The sequence below is a fragment of the Mesorhizobium temperatum genome, from assembly GCF_002284575.1.
GTDB lineage: Bacteria > Pseudomonadota > Alphaproteobacteria > Rhizobiales > Rhizobiaceae > Mesorhizobium > Mesorhizobium temperatum.
The window spans coordinates 39464-58859 of sequence record NZ_NPKJ01000029.1 but is presented as its reverse complement, the minus strand read 5'-3'; the positions used below and the strand labels follow the sequence as shown (position 1 = coordinate 58859).

Here is a 19396-nt window from a genome sequence, read left to right as displayed (position 1 = left end):
TTTGTGGCTTCTCCTCGCCGCCTCTCAAAGTCAGCCGAAAGAACTCAAAGCCTGATCCCTCCCATTGTTCACGGCCGACTAGAAAGCGACAGGGCGCGGCCAGGGAGACCGCGCCCCAACCGCGCGTCAGACGAAGAAGAAATCGGAGGCATCGATCCGCGCGGAATCGAAATTGGCGATCTCTACGGTTCCCTCCGCGAAGCTCAGCACGGTCGACCGTCCGTCCTGCGTGACGGCGACGTCCTCGAAGCTCTCGACGCCCGTATAGGTTGCGATCTCGATACGATCGGCGCCGTTCTCGAAGCCCCGGATCAGGTCACTGCCGAAAGGGATCAGGTCGAAGACAAAGACGTCCTCGGCGCCGGCCTCGCCAAAGAGGGTATCGTCGTCCGCGCCGCCGGACATCCGCGCGCCGTCGCCGCCGGCCCGGAGCCGGTCGTCGCCTTCACCGCCCTTGAGCTCGTCAAAGCCATCGCCGCCGCAGAGCCGGTCGTTGCCCTCGCCACCCGCGAGTTCGTCATCGCCCGCATCGCCCTGGATTCTGTCGCGGCCCTCTTCGCCATCGATCTCGTCGTCGCCCTTGCCGCCGAACAGCCGGTCGTGCCCCTCTTCGCCATCGATCTCGTCATCGCCGGCGCCGCCATAGGCGCGATCGTTGCCGTCGCCGGCCTCGATCTGGTCATCGCCGCCGCGACCCAGGATCACGTCGTTGCCGTCAAGTGCGATGAGCTGGTCGTCCTCGTCCGTTCCGACGAGCCGATCCTGGCCGTCAGTGCCGACCAGGCGGCTGATGCCAGTCGCCTCGACCAAGGCCTTGACCGTCTGGTCGCTGAGCGGCGCATCGCTGACGGCAACGAAAGCATCGTCGAAGTCGCCGTCGAAGTCCTCGGTGCTGGCCAGGCCATCCTCGAAACTCACCACCTCGACCCCGGCGAGGCCGTCGTCGATATCGCTTGCAAGGGCGTTCTCGCCAGCTACAGGGTTCAGGAAATTGAAGCCGTCGCGGTTGCCGACCGAGTGGAACGCCCGGATCGGTAGCAGGTTGCCGTCGGCATCGGTGACGACCGGCGCCACCCGGTCGTAGATGGTGGCCGGGCCAGGCGTGTAGGTCGTCGCGTCGTCGCCGTCGTAAATGTCGGCGACATCACCTGAGGTGAAGTCGCGGAAGAAGAGGCCGCCGTCTGCGTAGTCCTCGAGCTCGAGGCCGAGATCCTCGACATCCGGGATGAGGAACAGGCCGAGCGACTGGCCGGCTGCGACCGTCATCGTCGCGTTTGCGCCGGCCTTTACATCCTCGGTGTCGGCAAAGAGGATACGCGCCTCGCCGATTTCGCCCGTCGCCGTGTCGAAGGTATAGGCGCCGATCGCGCCGTTGGTGCTCGCGTCCTCGCTGAGGAAGGTGATGGTCTTGGCAGTGCCGTCTCCCACGAAGGCGAGCTCCGTCGGATCGACGGGGACGGAGACGTCGACCTCGCGCCTGTTCGTGATCTCGATGACGAGCTCGGGCTCATCCTCCGAGAGCACCACCTCCTCCTCCAACACTAGGCCGATGCCGGGCGCGAAGTATTTGTAGGCGCCCACGCCGGGCTCCAGGCCCGACGTGTCGAGGATCTTAACGACACCGTGAAAGGAGCCGAAGGCGGTCTCGACGTCGAGGCCGGTCGCGATCACCTCGCCTTCATCCTCCGCCACTCCGGCGTAGAACTCCTGAAAATAGCTGTCGCCCGGCATCGGCGCGGCGCGCATGATCCATCCCGGCGCGGCGCCGTCGACGCCAGCCTCCCACGATCCGCCGAAGTCGGTCCCGATGAACTCGCCCTCGTCGTTGTAGTTGTAGTTCGTCGCGATCTCGCCCAGATACCAGACGTTGCCGTCATCGGCCTGCGCGTACCAGTCGAGCGTGTCCTCGACGAGAACGCCGTCAGCATAGGCCGTATCGCGGACGACGACGGTCTCGACCCCCTCGATCATCTTCGTCTCGAACGTGGCGAAGTGATCATTGCGCTCCGTCTCCTCCTCGCCGGTCTCGGGATCGATAAGCGCGGCGCCGTAGCTATTGATGGTGCCGCCGGGCAGCGGGAAGAACGTGTTGTCGATATTCGTGGAATTGCCGAACATGGCGGCGGAGAAGTCGGGCAAGATGGCCATGGGGATACCTCTCTTGTTTCAGCGCCTGAGCGTGGTCTCGGTAGCCCGTTCCGGCCGATCCGAAACCCGCTGCGGCACGCGCCGCTTCTCCGATAACGCTCTCACGGACATTTCCGGAGGAGTCGTCGGATCGAGGTTCGCCGCGTGGGCGCTCAAATAACAGTACCCTCTAATTTAGGCCTTTATTGGCCCGTCTCGTTCTCTCCGCCAGATGGCATGGTCCTCGGCAACCTGCCTGGGTTCGGGAACGCGATCGGGGCAGCGTTCGGCTGCTACGTCGCGGCATCGTCGAGCAGCAGATTTTTCGGCGGGTCGTCCTTGCTCGTTCCAACTGACGGGTCGAACGGCAGCATTGCACCCTTAGCAGACATTCGAACTGGGCAGCGGCGTAGCTCGCCGCAGCACCCCGCTCGTCGTCCCAACATTTTCAATGGCAGACGGCACAGGCAGGCGGCGGTGCAAAGCCACAAGCGTCGCACTTGCGACATATCACCTCTCGAAAAGCCACGGCTGCGTGCTAAGAGACTCAAAACACCAAACGGACTGAATTGAGGAAGAGGCCCCGTATGGAAGGCGAAAGCAAAAAAGCAGCCCGGTCGGACCTCGACGAAGCCGCACTCTACTTCCACAAGCACCCAAGGCCTGGAAAGCTTGAAATCCAGGCGACAAAACCGCTCGGCAACCAGCGCGACCTGGCGCTCGCCTATTCGCCCGGCGTCGCGGCGCCCTGTCTGGAAATCCGCGACAATCCGGCAACCGCCGCCGACTACACGGCGCGCGCCAATCTGGTCGGCGTCGTCTCCAATGGTTCGGCGGTGCTCGGCCTCGGCAATATCGGACCGCTGGCGTCCAAGCCGGTGATGGAAGGCAAGGCGGTGCTGTTCAAGAAATTCGCCGGCATCGACGTGTTCGACATTGAGATCGACGCGCCTGACATCGAGCGTATGGTCGAGACGATCTCGGCACTGGAGCCGACCTTCGGCGGCATTAACCTCGAGGACATCAAAGCGCCCGAATGCTTCGAGGTCGAGGAACGGCTGAAGGCCCGCATGGCCATACCGGTCTTCCATGACGACCAGCACGGCACCGCGATCATCGTCGCCGCCGCCGTGCTCAACGGGCTGGAATTTGCCGGCAAGACCATCTCCGACATCAAGATCGTCACCTCCGGCGCCGGAGCTGCGGCCCTTGCCTGCCTCAACTTGCTGGTTTTGCTTGGCGCGCGCGTCGAAAACATCTGGGTCACAGATCGTTTCGGCGTCGCCTACAAGGGCCGCGTCGACGAGATGGACCGCTGGAAGGACCCCTATGTGAAGGACACCGAGGCGCGCACGCTGGCCGATGTGCTGCCGGGCGCCGACGTGTTCCTGGGTCTTTCGGCCGCCGGCGTGCTGAAACCGGAATTGCTCCAGCATATGGCGCCAAAACCGCTGATCCTGGCGCTGGCCAACCCCAACCCCGAGATCATGCCGGAAGCGGCACGGGCGGCGCGACCCGATGCGATGATCTGCACCGGCCGCTCCGATTTTCCCAATCAAGTCAACAATGTACTTTGTTTTCCTTACATTTTTCGTGGCGCATTGGACTGCGGCGCCAGCGCCATCAACGAAGAGATGAAGATGGCCGCGGTGCGGGCGATCGCGGCCCTTGCCCGTGAGGAACCGTCGGATGTCGCCGCCCGCGCCTATTCCGGCGAAACGCCGATCTTCGGGCCCGATTTCCTGATCCCCTCGCCCTTTGATCCCAGGCTGATCCTGCGCATCGCTCCGGCGGTGGCCAAGGCCGCCTGCGACACCGGTGTCGCGACACGGCCGATCACCGACATGACGGTCTATATCGACACGCTGAACCGCTTCGTCTTCCGCTCCGGCCTGGTCATGAAGCCGGTGTTCACGATGGCCAAGACGTCGAGCGCCAAGCGCGTCATCTATGCCGACGGCGAGGACGAGCGCGTGCTGCGTGCCGCCCAGGTGGTGCTGGAGGAAGGCATCGCCGAGCCGATCCTGATCGGGCGCCCGCATGTCATCGAAGTCAGGCTGAAACGCTACGGACTGCGCATCAAGCCGGGCGTCGATTTCGGCCTGATCAATCCCGAGGACGACCCCCGTTATCGCCACTATGTCGACCTTTTGATCGAACTCGCCGGCCGGCGTGGCGTCACGACGGAGGCCGCGCGCACCATGGTGCGCACCGACAACACCGTGATCGCAGCACTTGCCCTTAAGCGTGGCGACGCCGACGCCATGGTCTGCGGACTGGAAGGGCGTTTCGAGCGGCATTTGCGCAATGTCACCCTGATCATCGGCCCGCGCGCCGGTATCAAGGATCACGACCTGTCGACGCTCTCCATGCTGATCTCGCAGCGCGGCATCATTTTCCTCACCGACACGCATGTCACCGTCGATCCGACAGCCGAGGAGATCGCCGAGATGACGGTGCTGGCTGCCGAAGAGATCCAGCGCTTCGGCATCGAGCCCAAGGCCGCCCTGCTGTCGCATTCGGATTTCGGCTCACGCGATTCGCCAAGCGCGCTCAAGATGCGGCAGGCGGCAGCGATCCTGGCGCGCATTGCGCCAGACCTGCAATGCGACGGCGAGATGCATGCCGACTCGGCTCTGTCGGAGCAACTGCGCCAGCGCGTCTATCCTCATTCGCGGCTGAAGGGCGAAGCCAATCTGCTGGTGTTCCCCAATCTCGATTCGGCGAACATCACGCTCACCGCGCTGCGCGCGATGATGGACGCGCTGCATGTCGGGCCGATCCTGCTCGGCACCGACAGGCCGGCGCATATATTGACCCCGTCGGTGACGTCGCGCGGCGTCGTCAACATGACGGCGCTCGCGGTGGTCGAAGCGGCCCATAAGGCGCAGGCGGTCGTAAATCTGGGCTAAAACGGCCTTTCGCGGTAAGCTAACAAATAACCGCAAAGCGGTAGCTTTCGCGACGGGCGGTTAAACGGAGTTCACGGCGAATGACGGGAGGGTGGAAGCTGACGCGTGCCGCGGCGCTGCTCGGTGCCCTGGCGTTATCAGGCTTTGCCGTCACTCAGCCGCAGGCCGCCTCCGGTGTTTGCCGCCAGCTGGAAGCCGATCTCGCCGCCGCTTGGCGCGGTGGCGGCGGCAAGCCGGCCCTGCTCCGGAAATACGACGACGCGATCGTGCGGCAGCGCGAGCAGATTTCAAAGGCAAGCCGCCAGTCCGACAGCGCCGGCTGCGGCTTTTTGCTGCTCGGCCGCAATCGCAACGCTTGCGCCGCACTCGAGGCCACGCTCGACCGCATGATCGCCAATCTCGATGCCCTGCAGATCAAGCGCGCGCAGCTCGCCGACGGCGGCTCGCGCCGCGATCGCGCGCGCATATTGGCTTCGCTCGACGCCAATGGCTGTCGCGACAGCATCGTGCCTTCGAAACGTGCGCCTGTCCTGGAAGCGAACCGTGAGAACGGCAATGGAAATCTGCTCGATCGGCTTTTGGGCGACGCCAGAAATCAGCCCGATGCGCTGGACGAGCCGAGCGACCCCGACGAAGAACGCGGTATCCGCGCCATGATCAATCAGCCCGACGGCATGGACCTACCGCGCCTTGGCGGCGAATTCCGCACGATGTGCGTGCGCACCTGCGACGGCTATTTCTTCCCGATGTCGAATGCCGCCTCGCTGGGCGATTTCGAGCGCGATCAGAAGAACTGTGATTCGAGTTGCCCCGGCACCGAGATGCAGGTGTTTTATACGCGCGGCATAGGCGACGATTCGGCTGACATGACGTCTTCGGTAACCGGCATGCCCTACAGCGAACTGCCGACCGCCTATCTCTACAAGCAGCCCGAAACGTCTCGCCCGCTGGCCTGCGGTTGCAACGCTGCACAGAATTTCGAGATCATTGCCGGCAATCCGCCAAGCCCCGAACAGACCGAGGCCGACGTAGAGAGCACGCCTCTCAATCCGGTGCCTGTCGCCAAACCCGATCCAGGCGCCGACCCCGGGACTTTGGCTAATGTCGAAGGCGGGCTCGACCGCGAAGCCATCAAGCGCCTCGCCGTCAAGCCCTCGCCGACGACCTTGCCGCCTCCGGAACAGCGCAAGGTCAGGGTCGTCGGGCCAACGTTCCTTCCCGACCCAGCAGCGGCAACAGATCTGCAAGCTCCGGCCCCGAAGGCTGCCCCGTAAGCGCCAGCCTGAGCGGCATGAACAGCGCCTTGCCCTTGCGACCGGTCGCTTCCCTGATCCTGCCCGTCCACTCCTTCCACACCGACCCGTTCCAGGGGTCTTCCGGCAAAAGGTCGAACGCCTGGCGAAGGAAATCGCGGTCGACGTCGGAAAAGTCCGGCTGCTCCTGCGGGCCGTCGCGAAGTGTGCGCCACCAGATTGCGGCGTCGGCCAGCCTGTCGAGATTGCCGCGCACCGCCAGCCAGAAGGGCTCGGCCTGTTCGCCGGAGATGCCGAGCACGATCAGCCGGTCGCGCGCCTCGGAAAACGGCATATGGTGCAGCAGCGTGCGGTTGAGCACGAAGAGCTCGTCCGGGTCGAACTTGGCGGCGGATTTCGACGTCGCGGCCGGATCGAAGCGCCGGGCAAGCTCGGCCATGTCGGGCACCGCCACGACGTTTTCCGAGGTGCCGACAAGCACGGCCAGCGAGGCGACGGCCATCGGTTCGATGCCGGTCTCGCGCAAGCTCTCGATGGAGAGCGCGCCGCTCCGCTTCGAAAGGCCCTCGCCCGATGCGGTGGTCAACAGATTGTGGTGGCCGAACACCGGCGGCTCGGCACCCAATGCCTGGAACAGGGCGATCTGCACACCGGTATTGGTGACGTGGTCGTCGCCACGGATGACGTGGCTGACGCCCATCTCGATGTCGTCGATCACCGAAGGCAGAGTGTAGAGATAGGTCCCGTCCTCGCGTATTAGAACCGGGTCGGAAAGCGAGGCAAGGTCGACGGTTTCCTCGCCGCGCACCAGATCGTTCCAGTGGATTTCCGTGCGCTCCGGCTGCAACGGGTCGCTGGTGAAATTGGGCAGCAGAAAGCGCCAGTGCGGCCGGCGGCCATCGGACTGGTATTCGGCGACCTGCTCAGGCGTCAGCGTTAACGCTTCGCGGCCGTAGACCGGCGGCAGGCCGCGCGTGCGGCGCACCTTGCGCCGGAGATCGAGCTCTTCGGGTGTTTCGTAACAAGCATAGAGAAGGCGCGCCGCCTTCAATTTCTCCATCGCCGCATCGTAGATCTCGAAGCGCCGTGACTGGTACTCCGTGGCGTCGGGAAAGATGCCCAGCCAATGCAGGTCGTAGAGGATGGCGTCGGAGAATTCCTGCGTCGAGCGCGCGACGTCGGTGTCGTCGAAACGCTGGATGAAGCGGCCCTTGTTGTTCATGGCGAACAGCCAGTTGAACAGCGCAGTGCGCGCATTGCCGATATGAATGCGGCCGGTGGGTGAAGGGGCGAAACGGACGGTAACTGTCATGAACGGGGCGTACCGGATGGTTTTGCTGTTGACAAGACACGCCCCCGCGCTTGGCCGCAGACATAGAACATGACGAAGGCGATGAAAAGGCGGCAGCGCCGCGCGTCCTAGCGCATCGGCCCGAAAATCGGAACCGATTTTCAGAAAGCACGATGCGCAGATTCAAAGTGTTAGAGCGTACGTTGTGCGTCCAAGTGGCCACACGTCGCTCTAATTGACGCGCGGCGCTGTAAGTCGTCAGATCGCCAGCCCCTTGGTCAATTCGAGCGCCTGGCGCTCGAACAGCCGGCGGTAGATACCGCCTTGCAGCCGGATCAGTTGGTCATGCGAACCCTCCTCGACGATGCGGCCGCGATCGAACACCAGAAGCCTGTCCAGCGCCCGTACCGTCGAAAGCCGGTGCGCGATGACCAGCGTCGTGCGGCCGACCATCAACCGCTCCATCGCCTGCTGGATCAGCACCTCCGATTCTGAATCGAGGCTCGACGTCGCCTCGTCCAGAATGAGGATCCGCGCATCGGCGAGGAAGGCCCGCGCGATCGCCGCCCGCTGGCGCTCGCCGCCTGATAATTTCACGCCGCGCTCGCCGACCAGCGTGCCATAGCCTTTCGGCAGATCGACGATGAAGTCGTGCGCGCTTGCCAGCCGTGCCGCGTGCTCGATTTCGGCCTGCGTGGCGCTCGGCCGGGCGTAGGCGATGTTTTCGGCCAGCGACCGGTGGAACAGGATCGGCTCCTGCTGGACGATGGCGATCTGCCCGCGCAGCGACGCCTGCGCCACCCCGGAAATATCCTGACCGTCGACCAGGATCGTTCCCGCGTTCACGTCGTAAAGGCGTTGGATCAGCTTGACGAAGGTCGTCTTGCCCGAGCCCGAATGGCCGACCAGCCCGACGCGTTCGCCTGGAGCGATGTCCACCGAAAAGTCGCGATAGAGCGGCAGGCGGTGGCTGCCATAATGGAAGGTGACGTCGTCGAAGCTGATGCGGCCGTTGGTGATGCGGATCGGCCTGGCGCCGGGCACATCCTCGATGCCGAGCGGCTCGGACTGCAAGTCGACTAATTCCTCCATGTCGTTGATCGAGCGCTGCAAATTGCGGATATGCGTGCCGATGTCGCGCAAATAGCCCTGCAGCACGAAGAACGAGGTCAGCACGAAGGTGACATCGCCGGCGCTCGCCTGCCCCCAGGACCACAAAAGCAGGGAAAATCCGATCACCGCTGTTCTCAGAAGCAGCAGCATCGACCCTTGCGTGGTGCCGTTGATGGTGCCGCGCACCCAGGTGCGGCGCGTGCGGGCGCGCCATCTGGCGACGACCTTGGCAAGGCGCGTTTCCTCGCGTTCCTCGGCGCCAAAACCCTTGACCACGGCGTTGCAGCTCACCGCATCGGCCAGCGAGCCGCCCAGGCGCGTGTCCCATGCGTTGGCAAGCCTTGCGGCAGGCGCGACATAGCCAAGCGACAGCAGCGCCGTCACCGCGATGAACAGCACCGAACCTGCGGCGACGACAGCACCCATCAGCGGCCAGAACCAGCCGAGCAGCAGCGTCGAACCGACGAGCATGACGACGGACGGCAGCAGCGCTATCAGGATCGTGTCGTTGAGCAGGTCGAGCGCCCACATGCCGCGGGTTATCTTGCGCACGGTCGATCCGGCGAAGCTGTTGGCGTGCCAGTCGGTGGAGAAGCGCTGGACGCGATGGAACGCGTCGGCGGCAATATCCGCCATCATCTTCAGGGTCAGTTCGACGATAGCCATGAAGGCGAGGTTGCGCAGCACGACGCCGGTGAGCGCCAGCGCCACCAGCATCGAAAACGCCGCCATCGCCGCATTCCATGCGACATCGTCGGCTGCAGCACTGCTGGCAACGGCGTCGACCAGCCGGCCGGAATAGAGAGGCGTCAGCACGTCGGCCAAGGTCGACAGCAGGAACGTGCCCATGATGAGCGAAAGCCGCCACGGCTGGCGCCGCCAATGGCTGAGCGTGAAGCCAAGGACGCTGCGAAAGGCGCCGGCGCGCAAATCTATCTGAAAACGAGCCATGATGTCATTCGGGCGCAAGCGAGCCCGGTCCCGGTAAGGTCGAAAATTGAAAAAACCGCGTTGGGCGAATTAGCGCCCGGGAATGCGGAGGTTCGGCATATTTGGCGGCTCGCCCGAATACGGGCAGCGACCGGCATCGACGAACGCCTGTTGTCAGATGGGCTTGGCCGTGAAGGTGAAACCTTCCGGCGCGCCCTCTGAGACCTAGGCTTCGCGGCCTCGCATAACGATGTCAAATCCTGCCATTCGGTCCTCCCATTAGAGCGATGTGCGTCCATTTGGACGCACAAGTACGCTCTAACACCTTGAATCTGCGCATCGTGCTTTCCGAAAATCGTTGCCGATTTTCGGGCCGATGCGTAGGGATCACGGAGATGCTCTTATAGAGGCGCCTCAACGCCTCGCCAAGCCAGCAGGCTACCGAAAGCGCATCTGGTCCAACCAGTGAGACGTTTTTGCAACAATCGGGGGTTGTACGATTCCTCGTTCAGGCTGCCGGAACCCGGTCGAGCCGCATGTAGCGACCATCGCTAGACGGCCTGAAGCCGAGTTTCTCGTAAACCGCGTGGGCATCGTTGGTCGACAGGCTCCAGTGGGTGACTGTCTTGCAATCCGGATGATCGATAAGCGCCTGGACAAGCCGCGTGCCGATGCCTCGCCCGCGGTGCCCAGGCCAGATGATGACGTCGGCCAGATAGGCAAACACCGTGCGGTCGGTGATCGCCCGGCCGAAGCCGATCTGCTTGCCGTCGAGATAGGCGCCGACGCAAAGCGAGTTGGCAAAGGCGCGGCGGTGGAGTTCGTCGCTGCGCCCGCTGCCCCAGTAGCTTGCCATCAACAGGTCGGAGGTCGCCCGGAAGTCGATCCGTGACACGTCGAAGCTGATTTCACAGTCAGGCATGGCTATCCCACTGATCGTCCGGCCGCAGCCATTTCACAGGAGCGAGAAACGGCGCCTATCCGCCATCCCTGAACCGGTTGGTGATGGGATAACGGCGGTCGCGGCCGAAATTCTTTTTGGTGATCTTCACGCCGGGCGCTGCCTGCCGGCGCTTGTATTCGGCGATGTAGAGCAGGTGCTCGACGCGCGTCACCGTCGCCCGATCATGGCCGCGGGCAACGATGTCGTCGACACCCATCTCGTTCTCGACCAGACACTCCAAAATGTCGTCCAGCACCGGATAGGGCGGCAGCGAATCCTGATCCGTCTGGTTCTCGCGCAGTTCCGCCGACGGCGCCTTGTCGATGATGTTGTTCGGGATCACTTCGCCGGAGGGGCCCAGTGCGCCCGGCGGCACGTGCGTATTGCGCCAGCGCGACAGCGCATAGACCTGCATCTTATAGAGGTCCTTGATCGGGTTGAAGCCGCCATTCATGTCGCCGTAGAGCGTGGCGTAGCCAACCGACATCTCGCTCTTGTTGCCGGTGGTGACCACCATCGAGCCGAACTTGTTGGAGATCGCCATCAAAATGGTGCCGCGCGCGCGGCTCTGCAGATTTTCTTCGGTGATGCCTTCCTTGGTGCCCTCGAAAAGCTGCGTCAGGGTATGCAGGAATCCCTCGACCGGCTCGAAGATCGGCACGATGTCGTAACGGCAGCCGAGCGCACGGGCGCAATCCTCGGCGTCTTTGAGCGAGTCCTTCGAGGTGTAGCGATAAGGCATCATCACGGCGCGCAGCCGTTCCTCGCCGAGCGCATCGACGGCAAGTGCTGCACAGATCGCCGAATCGATGCCGCCGGAAAGGCCGAGCACAACGTTCTTGAAGCCGTTCTTGTTGACGTAGTCGCGCAGGCCCAGCATGCAGGCGCGGTAATCGGCCTCCTCCTTTTCCGGTATTGTCGACATCGGCCCTTCGGAGCAGACCCAGCCGTCGGAATTATTTCCATTTTGCGCGCCTGCGGCGGCGCGGTTTCGCTTCCAGGTGGTGACGTTGACCGTCTCCTCGAACTGGCTCATCTGGAAGGCCAGCGTCTTGTCAGAACCTATGGCAAACGACGCGCCGTCGAAGATCAGCTCGTCCTGGCCGCCAAGCTGGTTGGCATAGATGATCGGCAATCCGCATTCGATGACCTGGCGAATGACGATCTGGTGGCGAACGTCGACCTTGCCGCGATAATAGGGCGAGCCGTTCGGCACCAGCAGGATTTCGGCGCCGCTTTCGGCCAGCGTCTCGCATATGCCGACATCGCCCCAAATGTCTTCGCAGATCGGAATCCCCAGGCGCACGCCGCGGAAATTGACCGGTCCCTGCATTTCAGGGCCGGCCTGGAAGACGCGCTTCTCGTCGAATTCGCCATAGTTCGGCAAATCGAGCTTGTAGCGCTCGGCAACGATCTTGCCGCCATCGGCAAAGATGATCGAATTGTGCGTTCCGCTCTTGCGCTTCAGCGGCGTGCCGATGATGACGCCAGGCCCGCCATCGGCGGTATCCCCGGCGAAATCCTGCGCCGCCTGCTCGCAGGCCTTCAGAAACGCCGGCTTCAGCACCAGGTCTTCGGGCGGATAACCAGCAAGGAAAAGCTCCGTGAACAGCACGAGGTCGGCGCCCTGGCGGGCGGCATCCGCCCTCGCCTCGCGGGCCTTGGCAAGATTGCCGGCGACGTCGCCAACCGTCGGATTGAGCTGGGCGACGGCGATGCGCAATATGTCGGAAGCGGTGTTGTCGGTCATGCCTGCTGACTTAGCGCGCCGGAATCCGCCGGGCAATGGCGTTCATTTGGACCACCCCAGACCGAATGACATGTCATTCGTGTCAGACCGATCGGACCGATCGACATGTCGATTGTGCCTTATTCGCCCATATATTCGCGCAATGCTTCCGGCGAGTGGTTCTCGCCGATCGACATCGCCAAAATGCGCGAAATATGCCGGCGCGGCAGGCCGGTTTGTGCCGCCCAGGCATTGATCTGGTTCTGGATCTTGTCGAGATCCCTCTTTGAGGTCGGGCTTTCGGCGATGTCGAGGCCGGCGTCGCGCAGCGCCGCCGCCATGTCGGCCGAGACGATGAAGGCGTCCCACTCCAGCCACCGCAGGAAATACTGGCCGGTGTTGCCACCGAGCCGGCTGCCATGCTTGCCGAGATAGGCCATCAGTCCGACCTGGTCGTCTTCAGGCCAATCGGCGAGGAACTTGCCGAAGCCGCCATGCTCCTTCGACACCCTCTCGACAAACACGGCGTTGTCGCGGACGGATTTGATCTTCTGCGGATTGCGCACGATGCGCTTGTCGGCCGTCAGCTCGTGCCAAAAATCGTCTGGCTGGAACAGCAGCCGCTTCGGCTCGAAGCCGAGGAACGCTTCTTCGAAACCAGGCCATTTCTGCTCGATGACCCGCCAGACGAAACCAGCGGCGAAAACACGCTCGGCCATGGTCGAGAGGATGCGGTCGTCGGTAATGTCAGCCACCGCGGCATTGTCGGGCATGGGCCCCAGCAGCGACGCCAGCACCGCTTCCCCGCCCTTGCGTTTGGCCGCGCGGGCGCGGATTTTCTGAAAATCCATCATTGTTTCCTCACCTGTCGCGTCAATCTACCACTTCCCGTGCGAACCGGCAGCCTTTAGGTCTATCACTGACGACGGAGGCGGCATGAACAAGACTATCGAAGAGTTGGCAAAGCGCTGGCTGAAGCGAAGGCCAGATGGGCTAGGGCAGGTTGAGAGCCAGGTGCTGCAAAGCACGCTCGAACGCACCACGATCTCGAAGGACACCAACAAGGCCGTCGCTTTTCATCAGACGTTTGGCGACCGCCTCGCCGACACCATCGCCCGGATCGGCGGTTCCTGGTCCTTCATCCTGGCCTTCATCGCCTTCCTGATCCTGTGGACGTCAGGCAATGTCTGGCTTCTTTCGCGCGACGCCTTCGATCCCTATCCCTTCATCTTCCTCAACCTCATCCTGTCCATGATCGCTGCTCTGCAGGCGCCGGTGATCATGATGGCGCAGAACCGCCAAGCCGAGCGCGACCGCATCGACGCCGCCCACGACTACGAGGTCAATCTCAAGGCCGAGATCGAGATCATGGCACTACATGAGAAGCTGGACGAATTGCGCCACAGCCAGATCGTTGGCATGCGCGGCGAGATTGCGCAGCTGGCCGAACAGGTGAAGCGGATCGACGAGATTCTGTCAAAGCAGCGGACGCCTTCATGACGGATGCCATCCACCATCTCATCGAACAATATGGGCTGATTGCCGTCTTTCTGGGCTGTGTCGCCGAGGGCGAAAGTGCGGCCCTCCTCGGCGGGTTTTTCGCGCATCAGCATGTCTTCATCCTGTGGCAGGCCTTTCTCGCAGCGGCCATCGGCGCCTTTGTCGGCGATACCTTTTTCTTTATCCTCGGACGAAGCTTCGAAGACCATCCGTTCGTGGTCAAACTGAAGGGCCGGCCGGGTTTCAGCCACGCCTATCGTCTTGTCTCCACCCATCCCGACATTTTCGTGCTGTCAAACCGCTTCATTTATGGCCTGCGCCTTGTCGGCGGCATCGCGGCCGGACTGTCAGGCATTGCCGTGACGCGCTTTGTCATTCTCAACGTCATTTCATCCATGGTCTGGGCCGGATTGTTCACCACCATCGGCTATGTGTTCGGGCTGGGCGCGGAGCGCATCGTCGGCCAGGCGTTGGTCCGTCACGAGCGATTGCTGATCGCCCTGGCGATTGGGTTGGCAGCGGCGGTCCTCGCCTGGTTCATCGCTCACACCATTGCCAAAAAGGAGCGTAGCAAGGAAACGTAGGTCGACCAAACCTGACCTCACCTTGCTCCGGGATGTGTTGAGATTCACGTCAGGCCGAGTCGGAGTCGAAGACGGGCGCGAAGCGACCAAACAGGTGGGTTCCGAGAACCGGAGCGCAGCGTACTTTTGGGTACGTGAGCACCGGCCTACGCCGGCCGTAGCCTTAACTGCCGCGACCGCTCATGAGTGCTTCGGCCGGCGAAGGCCGGAAGCACAGGAAGCCGCCATTTGCAGGCCGGCATCACCTGAATATCAACACATCCTAATCGATGCCGAGCGCCCGATCGCCGCGATCAAGGATCAGCGGGATGATGAGGTCTTCCTCATCGGCAAGGTGCCGGGCCAGCATGGCGATCAGCCGGCTGTTCTCGTCGGCATAGGCATCGGCGGCAAAGCGCTGCTTGTCCTCGCTCTCCTGAAGCGTCCGGATGAAGGCATTCGCCGTCTCGGCATTGCGCTCCAGCCCCTCATGGATCGTGTGATGATCGGCATCGAGAATCTCGAAGCCGCGCTTCAGCCGGGTCTCGGCCTTGGCGAAGACCGGAAAATAATGATTGTCCTCGACATTGTGGTGGCCGTCGAGATGACCGAGAAAATGGTTGAGGCGCGGTGCGAACCAGCGCGCGAACTCCGGCGCCGTCAGCCTGCCCTCGCGATAGTCGCCGATGCCGTTGGTCAGCACGCCGCCGAGTTCGCGGAACATGTCGTGCCGCTGCAGCCACATGTTGGCGATGCCATGGATGTTGGTGTGGCCCTGCCAGACCTCGCGCGGGTATTTTTCGGCCAGCCAGCGTAAATCGTCCGGCAGGCCTGCGCGTTCGAGCAGCAGGGAATCGGCGGTCATGTCGGTCTCCTCAGACCATGATCCCGGAAAGTGGATACCGGTTATCGGAACAGATCATGGTCGGGATCAGGTTGTGGTAACCGGGCATGTAGGGATTTGATGGCTAGATCGGTAGCCCCAAGATTCGCTCGATGATGGCGATGCCCCAGACGCCGGCAACGATCACCACCGAAATCAGCACCGCCAGCGAACCGCAGTCCTTGGCGAGCTGGATATCGACGTTGAACTCCCGGCTGAACGCATCGCATGCGGCCTCGATGCCGGTGTTCAGCACTTCGACCATGATCAGCAGCAGAACCGCGCCGATCAGCAGGGCATAGCCGCGCCACGACACCGAAACAAACCAGCCGAGCGGCAAGGCAAGCACGAGCAGCATCAACTCCTGCTGGAAGGCTTTCTCGCTGGAAGCCAATTTGCGAAATGCCCGCACTGAATTGAAGAAAGCATCGATCAGCCGCTGCATGCCAAACCTTTCCGAACCACCGGCAGGGGATAGCGCAATGGCCGGATCAAGGGAATAAGGCGACCTCTGCAAAATCATTCGTCGGCGACCTTGATCGACGGCGTCGACTTCTCGAACTGCGGCAGCCCATCGTCGATCGTGTAGTAGTCGCCCTTGTCGCCGACGAAGATGTGGCATTGGCCCTGAAGTCCGGTGGGCTTGTCGAACAGTCCGGCCAAAACCGAGACATATTCATCATCCTGCGGCTTCCAGAACAGCAGCGAGCCGCATGTCTTACAGAAACCGCGCCTGGCAAACGAAGATGCTTCGTACCAGGTGATGCTTTCCGCGCCCACTATTGTGATGTCTGCGTTGGGAACATTGGTTGCAGCGTAGAAGTGACCACTTTGCTTCCGGCACTGCGAGCAGTGACAATAGATCACGCCGCGCAACGGCCCCCGCGTCCTGAACCGCACAGCCCCGCACAGGCATGATCCGGTATGAGCGTCGTCCATCTTGCCTCCCAACTCAGTCGCCACCCTAAAATCGCCGTTCATGGCATCGGCGTGCTTGCCAGGATTCCAGTTTTGCAGCGGCTATGTCCCAGCAAATGCGACATTCGGCGGGCATGTCACGCAGTACAAAGCGGCGGGCCGCGCGAGCAGCCTCTCGACGGCCCGCCAAATTGTTTAAAGCCAGCATCTTTCCATATGAATTTTCATGGCATATATTTTCACCAGAAAGGAGAGACGCTTACAATGCAGCCCCATCTCGCCGCCAACACGGCCGAAAATGCAGTCCTGACCAAGGCCACGTTGCGCGCCGCCGATCTGCTGGACATTACCGCCAGGATGCTGGCCTCCATTATCGGGGTATCGGAAGCCACGGTTTCGCGCATGCGCAGGCAAGAATTCCTGCTGGAGCGTGGGACCAAGCCATTCGAGCTTGCCGTGCTGTTCGTCCGGCTGTTCCGCTCGCTCGACGCCATTGTCGGCGGCGACGAGACCGTCGCCCGGGCATGGCTGAAGAATGCCAACACGGCCTTCGACGGCACCCCGCTCGAAAAAATCGTGACGATAGCAGGACTTGTCGATGTCATCGCCTATCTGGACTCCCGACGCGCTCTCGTCTGAAGCCGCCAAACTCGATAGCAAGTATTGGCTCGACGGCAAATACTGGCGCATGGTTGAGGCGCAGCACCGCGTCTCGACATTGAAGATCGTCGATACGCTCGACGAGCAGGCCCTCCTCGAAGACCTGATCGAGGAAACCAAGCCGCAAATCCCCTTGGAATGCCGGCATCTGCACTATCTCTTGGCAACGCCCTTCCGCTACGGCTCGGTCTACCCGCACGGTTCGCGCTTCCGCCGCGCCGGCAGGACCAAGGGCGTCTACTATGCGGCGGAGACCATGATGACCGCCGTCTCCGAGATGGCTTTTTACCGCCTGCTGTTCTTCGCGGAATCGCCGGATACGCCCTGGCCGCACGACGCCGCTGAATACACCGCCTTCGCCGCCGCGATACGCAGCACAAAGGTGATCGACCTGACGCGGCCGCCGCTCGACCGCGACGCGGCGGCGTGGACGCACCCGACCGACTATGCGGCCTGCCAAAATATCGCCGATGTCGCGCGCGAGGCCGGGATGGAGGCGATCCGCTATCGCTCCGTGCGCGACCCGAAAGGCGCCAATGTGGCGCTGCTGGCATGTAGCGCCTTTGCCAGGCCGAAACCGCTGGAACCCCACGCCTGGCGCATCCGGCTGGGCGCCTTCGGCGTACAGGGGATCTGTGAGTTCCCGGAAAAGCGGATCGAGTTTTCCAGGACGGCCTTTGCCGCCGATCCCCGACTAAACGAACTGCGCTGGGAGCGCGGCCGCTGAGCAGATCCTGGTGATGAAAATCCGACGCTTGGTACCGACGCTAAACTACCGCTTGGGGTGGGATGCGCCTATGGTCAAATGGAAAGATGCGCCATGAGCCGACCTTGGATACCGTGATCCTCGACGACTTGTCTCACCTCGATAGCGGACGAGATCATTGTTGATGGCCGCGAGCCCGGATTACGACCGCGAAGCGGTCAGAAATCCAAATCCATATCGTGATGATGATGCTCGTGACCGGGAAGCTCCGGCGGCGGCGGGCCAGGCACTTCGGCCACCATGGCCTCCGTCATGATGAGGAGGCCCGCCACCGAGGCTGCGCCCTGGAGCGCCGTTTGCACCACCTTGGCCGGGTCGATGATGCCCTTTGACACCAGATCCCCGTACACGCCCGATTGGGCATCGTAGCCATAGGCGTTGTCGTCGTTTTCGAGGATCCCGGCGATGACGACCGAGCCTTCCAGGCCGGCATTGATCGCGATCTGCCGAGCCGGCCAGGTGATCGCCTTCCTGACGATCGCGATGCCGACCTGCTGGTCCTCGTTGCCGCCCTTGAGCTTCTTGAGCGCCCTGCCGGCGCGCAGCAAGGCGACCCCGCCGCCCGGGAGAATGCCCTCTGCAACCGCGGCTCTTGTCGCGTTCATCGCGTCATCGATGCGATCCTTCTTCTCCCTGACCTCGACTTCGGTGGCACCGCCGACCCGGATCACGGCGACGCCACCGGCGAGCCTGGCCAGCCGTTCCTGGAGCTTCTCGCGGTCGTAATCGGAGGTGGTTTCCGCAAGCTCGAGCTTGATCTCGGCGATGCGGGCCTCGATGCCTGCCCGCTTGCCGGCGCCGCCGACGATCGTGGTGTTTGCCTTGTCGATCATCACCTTCTTGGTGCGCCCGAGCATATCGAGGGAAGCATGCTCGAGCTTGATGCCCAAATCCTCCGAGATCACCGTTCCGCCAGTCATCAGCGCGAGATCCTGCAGCATCGCCTTGCGGCGGTTTCCGTAGGTCGGCGCCTTCACGGCTGCAACCTTGAGAGCGCCGCGCAACTTGTTGACCACCAGCGCCGCAATCACCTCACCCTCGACATCCTCGGCGATGATGAGCAGCGGCTTGGCGGCCTGCACCACCTTCTCCAGCAGCGGCAGTATTTCGTTCAGGCTGGACAGTTTCTTCTCGCTGATGAGGACATAGGCATCCTGCATCTCGACCCGCATCTTTGCGCGATTGGTAATGAAATGGGGCGAGATATAGCCGCGGTCGAACTGCATGCCCTCGACGAATTCGAGTTCGGTTTCGAGCGACGTCCCGTCCTCGACAGTGATCACGCCGTCATTGCCGACCCTCTTCATGGCGTCGGCGAGGCAGCGGCCGATCTCCCTGTCGCCGTTGGCCGAGATGGTGCCGACTTGCGCAATCTCGACGTTCGAGGTGACCTTCGTCGCGTTGTTTTTGAGTTCCGCGACGACGGCTTCGACCGCGAGATCGATGCCGCGCTTCAGGTCCATGGGATTCATGCCGGCGGCTACCGCCTTGGCGCCCTCCCGGGCGATCGCATGCGCGAGCACGACGGCGGTGGTCGTGCCGTCGCCGGCCTGATAGGAGGTTTTTGTTGCTATCTCGCGCACCATCTGGGCGCCCATGTTCTCGAACTTGTTGTCGAGTTCGATTTCCCTGGCGACGGTCACGCCGTCCTTCGTGACCCGCGGCGCGCCGTGCTCCCTGCCGATCGCGACGTTGCGTCCCCGCGGGCCAAGCGTGACGCTCACCGCATTCGCCAGGGTGTCAATGCCGCGCAGCATTCTGTCGCGAGCCTCGAACGAAAACATGATCTCCTTGGCAGCCATTTCCTT

16 protein-coding genes are annotated in these 19396 nt (G+C 62.7%); 6 read left to right on the top strand and 10 right to left on the bottom strand.

Annotated features, from left to right (window positions below):
- Positions 1 to 126 precede the first annotated feature (126 nt).
- Entirely contained in the window at positions 127 to 2148 is a 2022-nt protein-coding gene (locus CIT26_RS08725) for a hypothetical protein (protein WP_095492202.1), read from the bottom strand.
- A gap of 566 nt (positions 2149 to 2714) precedes the next feature.
- Between CIT26_RS08725 and CIT26_RS08720 the strand changes: the two genes are divergently transcribed.
- Both CIT26_RS08720 and CIT26_RS08715 read left to right on the top strand, forming a co-directional pair.
- A complete protein-coding gene (locus CIT26_RS08720) occupies positions 2715 to 5039 on the top strand; it encodes an NADP-dependent malic enzyme (protein ID WP_095492201.1) in 2325 nt (774 codons plus the stop codon).
- Positions 5040 to 5119: 80 nt separating this feature from the next.
- Positions 5120 to 6313 carry a DUF2865 domain-containing protein gene (locus CIT26_RS08715; protein ID WP_095492200.1) on the top strand — a complete coding sequence of 398 codons (1194 nt, stop codon included), beginning with the start codon at positions 5120 to 5122 and terminating at the stop codon, positions 6311 to 6313.
- Here CIT26_RS08715 and gltX read toward each other — a convergent pair.
- From gltX to CIT26_RS08690, 5 genes are all read right to left on the bottom strand, one after another.
- The gene (gene gltX, locus CIT26_RS08710) at positions 6231 to 7604 is read right to left on the bottom strand and encodes a glutamate--tRNA ligase (protein WP_095492199.1); all 1374 of its coding nucleotides are present in this window, start codon (positions 7602 to 7604) and stop codon (positions 6231 to 6233) included. The two genes, CIT26_RS08715 and gltX, sit on opposite strands and share 83 nt — an antisense overlap.
- A 237-nt stretch (positions 7605 to 7841) precedes the next feature.
- Positions 7842 to 9647 carry an ABC transporter ATP-binding protein gene (locus CIT26_RS08705; protein WP_095492198.1) on the bottom strand — a complete coding sequence of 602 codons (1806 nt, stop codon included), beginning with the start codon at positions 9645 to 9647 and terminating at the stop codon, positions 7842 to 7844.
- A 487-nt stretch (positions 9648 to 10134) separates the two neighbouring features.
- Positions 10135 to 10548: a GNAT family N-acetyltransferase gene (locus CIT26_RS08700; RefSeq protein WP_095492197.1), complete on the bottom strand. Its 414-nt coding sequence runs from the start codon at positions 10546 to 10548 to the stop codon at positions 10135 to 10137.
- Positions 10549 to 10603: 55 nt separating this feature from the next.
- A complete protein-coding gene (locus CIT26_RS08695; RefSeq protein WP_095492196.1) occupies positions 10604 to 12319 on the bottom strand; it encodes an NAD+ synthase in 1716 nt (571 codons plus the stop codon).
- Between the two features lie 119 nt (positions 12320 to 12438).
- The gene (locus tag CIT26_RS08690) at positions 12439 to 13152 is read right to left on the bottom strand and encodes a DNA-3-methyladenine glycosylase I (RefSeq protein WP_095492195.1); all 714 of its coding nucleotides are present in this window, start codon (positions 13150 to 13152) and stop codon (positions 12439 to 12441) included.
- 82 nt (positions 13153 to 13234) lie between these two features.
- On the opposite strand from CIT26_RS08690, the gene CIT26_RS08685 reads away from it, so the two are divergent.
- The gene (locus tag CIT26_RS08685; RefSeq protein ID WP_095492194.1) at positions 13235 to 13798 is read left to right on the top strand and encodes a DUF1003 domain-containing protein; all 564 of its coding nucleotides are present in this window, start codon (positions 13235 to 13237) and stop codon (positions 13796 to 13798) included.
- Positions 13795 to 14382, top strand: coding sequence for a DedA family protein (locus tag CIT26_RS08680; protein WP_095492193.1), 588 nt, complete (start codon positions 13795 to 13797; stop codon positions 14380 to 14382). The genes CIT26_RS08685 and CIT26_RS08680 overlap by 4 nt, the downstream gene beginning before the upstream one ends.
- 262 nt (positions 14383 to 14644) lie before the next feature.
- Here CIT26_RS08680 and CIT26_RS08675 read toward each other — a convergent pair whose 3' ends face one another.
- From CIT26_RS08675 to CIT26_RS08665, 3 genes are all read right to left on the bottom strand, one after another.
- A complete protein-coding gene (locus CIT26_RS08675; RefSeq protein ID WP_095492192.1) occupies positions 14645 to 15226 on the bottom strand; it encodes a hemerythrin domain-containing protein in 582 nt (193 codons plus the stop codon).
- A gap of 103 nt (positions 15227 to 15329) precedes the next feature.
- Positions 15330 to 15689, bottom strand: a complete 360-nt coding sequence (locus tag CIT26_RS08670; RefSeq protein ID WP_029352991.1) for a diacylglycerol kinase — start codon at positions 15687 to 15689, stop codon at positions 15330 to 15332.
- Positions 15690 to 15763: 74 nt separating this feature from the next.
- A complete protein-coding gene (locus CIT26_RS08665; RefSeq protein ID WP_095492209.1) occupies positions 15764 to 16183 on the bottom strand; it encodes a GFA family protein in 420 nt (139 codons plus the stop codon).
- Positions 16184 to 16426: 243 nt separating this feature from the next.
- Between CIT26_RS08665 and CIT26_RS08660 the strand changes: the two genes are divergently transcribed.
- Positions 16427 to 16801: an MbcA/ParS/Xre antitoxin family protein gene (locus CIT26_RS08660; protein ID WP_095492191.1), complete on the top strand. Its 375-nt coding sequence runs from the start codon at positions 16427 to 16429 to the stop codon at positions 16799 to 16801.
- Positions 16761 to 17549 (top strand): RES family NAD+ phosphorylase, encoded by a 789-nt coding sequence (locus tag CIT26_RS08655; protein WP_095492190.1) that lies wholly within the window; start codon positions 16761 to 16763, stop codon positions 17547 to 17549. Before CIT26_RS08660 ends, CIT26_RS08655 begins: the two co-directional genes overlap by 41 nt.
- 197 nt (positions 17550 to 17746) lie before the next feature.
- Here the strand turns inward: CIT26_RS08655 and groL are convergent, their stop codons facing one another.
- A complete protein-coding gene (gene groL, locus CIT26_RS08650) occupies positions 17747 to 19390 on the bottom strand; it encodes a chaperonin GroEL (protein WP_095492189.1) in 1644 nt (547 codons plus the stop codon).
- Between the last annotated feature and the right edge of the window lie 6 nt (positions 19391 to 19396).

Excerpts from the sequence above, each read along its gene's own strand:
- CIT26_RS08720 (WP_095492201.1), top strand. The coding sequence starts at position 2,715 with ATGGAAGGCGAAAGCAAAAAAGCAGCCCGGTCGGACCTCGACGAAGCC.
- CIT26_RS08690 (WP_095492195.1), bottom strand. The coding sequence starts at position 13,152 with ATGATGGATTTTCAGAAAATCCGCGCCCGCGCGGCCAAACGCAAGGGC.
- CIT26_RS08660 (WP_095492191.1), top strand. The coding sequence starts at position 16,427 with ATGCAGCCCCATCTCGCCGCCAACACGGCCGAAAATGCAGTCCTGACC.
- CIT26_RS08675 (WP_095492192.1), bottom strand. The coding sequence starts at position 15,226 with ATGACCGCCGATTCCCTGCTGCTCGAACGCGCAGGCCTGCCGGACGAT.
- CIT26_RS08680 (WP_095492193.1), top strand. The coding sequence starts at position 13,795 with ATGACGGATGCCATCCACCATCTCATCGAACAATATGGGCTGATTGCC.
- CIT26_RS08655 (WP_095492190.1), top strand. The coding sequence starts at position 16,761 with ATGTCATCGCCTATCTGGACTCCCGACGCGCTCTCGTCTGAAGCCGCC.
- groL (WP_095492189.1), bottom strand. The coding sequence starts at position 19,390 with ATGGCTGCCAAGGAGATCATGTTTTCGTTCGAGGCTCGCGACAGAATG.
- CIT26_RS08685 (WP_095492194.1), top strand. The coding sequence starts at position 13,235 with ATGAACAAGACTATCGAAGAGTTGGCAAAGCGCTGGCTGAAGCGAAGG.
- CIT26_RS08665 (WP_095492209.1), bottom strand. The coding sequence starts at position 16,183 with ATGGACGACGCTCATACCGGATCATGCCTGTGCGGGGCTGTGCGGTTC.
- CIT26_RS08700 (WP_095492197.1), bottom strand. The coding sequence starts at position 10,548 with ATGCCTGACTGTGAAATCAGCTTCGACGTGTCACGGATCGACTTCCGG.
- CIT26_RS08705 (WP_095492198.1), bottom strand. The coding sequence starts at position 9,647 with ATGGCTCGTTTTCAGATAGATTTGCGCGCCGGCGCCTTTCGCAGCGTC.
- CIT26_RS08715 (WP_095492200.1), top strand. The coding sequence starts at position 5,120 with ATGACGGGAGGGTGGAAGCTGACGCGTGCCGCGGCGCTGCTCGGTGCC.
- CIT26_RS08725 (WP_095492202.1), bottom strand. The coding sequence starts at position 2,148 with ATGGCCATCTTGCCCGACTTCTCCGCCGCCATGTTCGGCAATTCCACG.
- CIT26_RS08670 (WP_029352991.1), bottom strand. The coding sequence starts at position 15,689 with ATGCAGCGGCTGATCGATGCTTTCTTCAATTCAGTGCGGGCATTTCGC.
- gltX (WP_095492199.1), bottom strand. The coding sequence starts at position 7,604 with ATGACAGTTACCGTCCGTTTCGCCCCTTCACCCACCGGCCGCATTCAT.
- CIT26_RS08695 (WP_095492196.1), bottom strand. The coding sequence starts at position 12,319 with ATGACCGACAACACCGCTTCCGACATATTGCGCATCGCCGTCGCCCAG.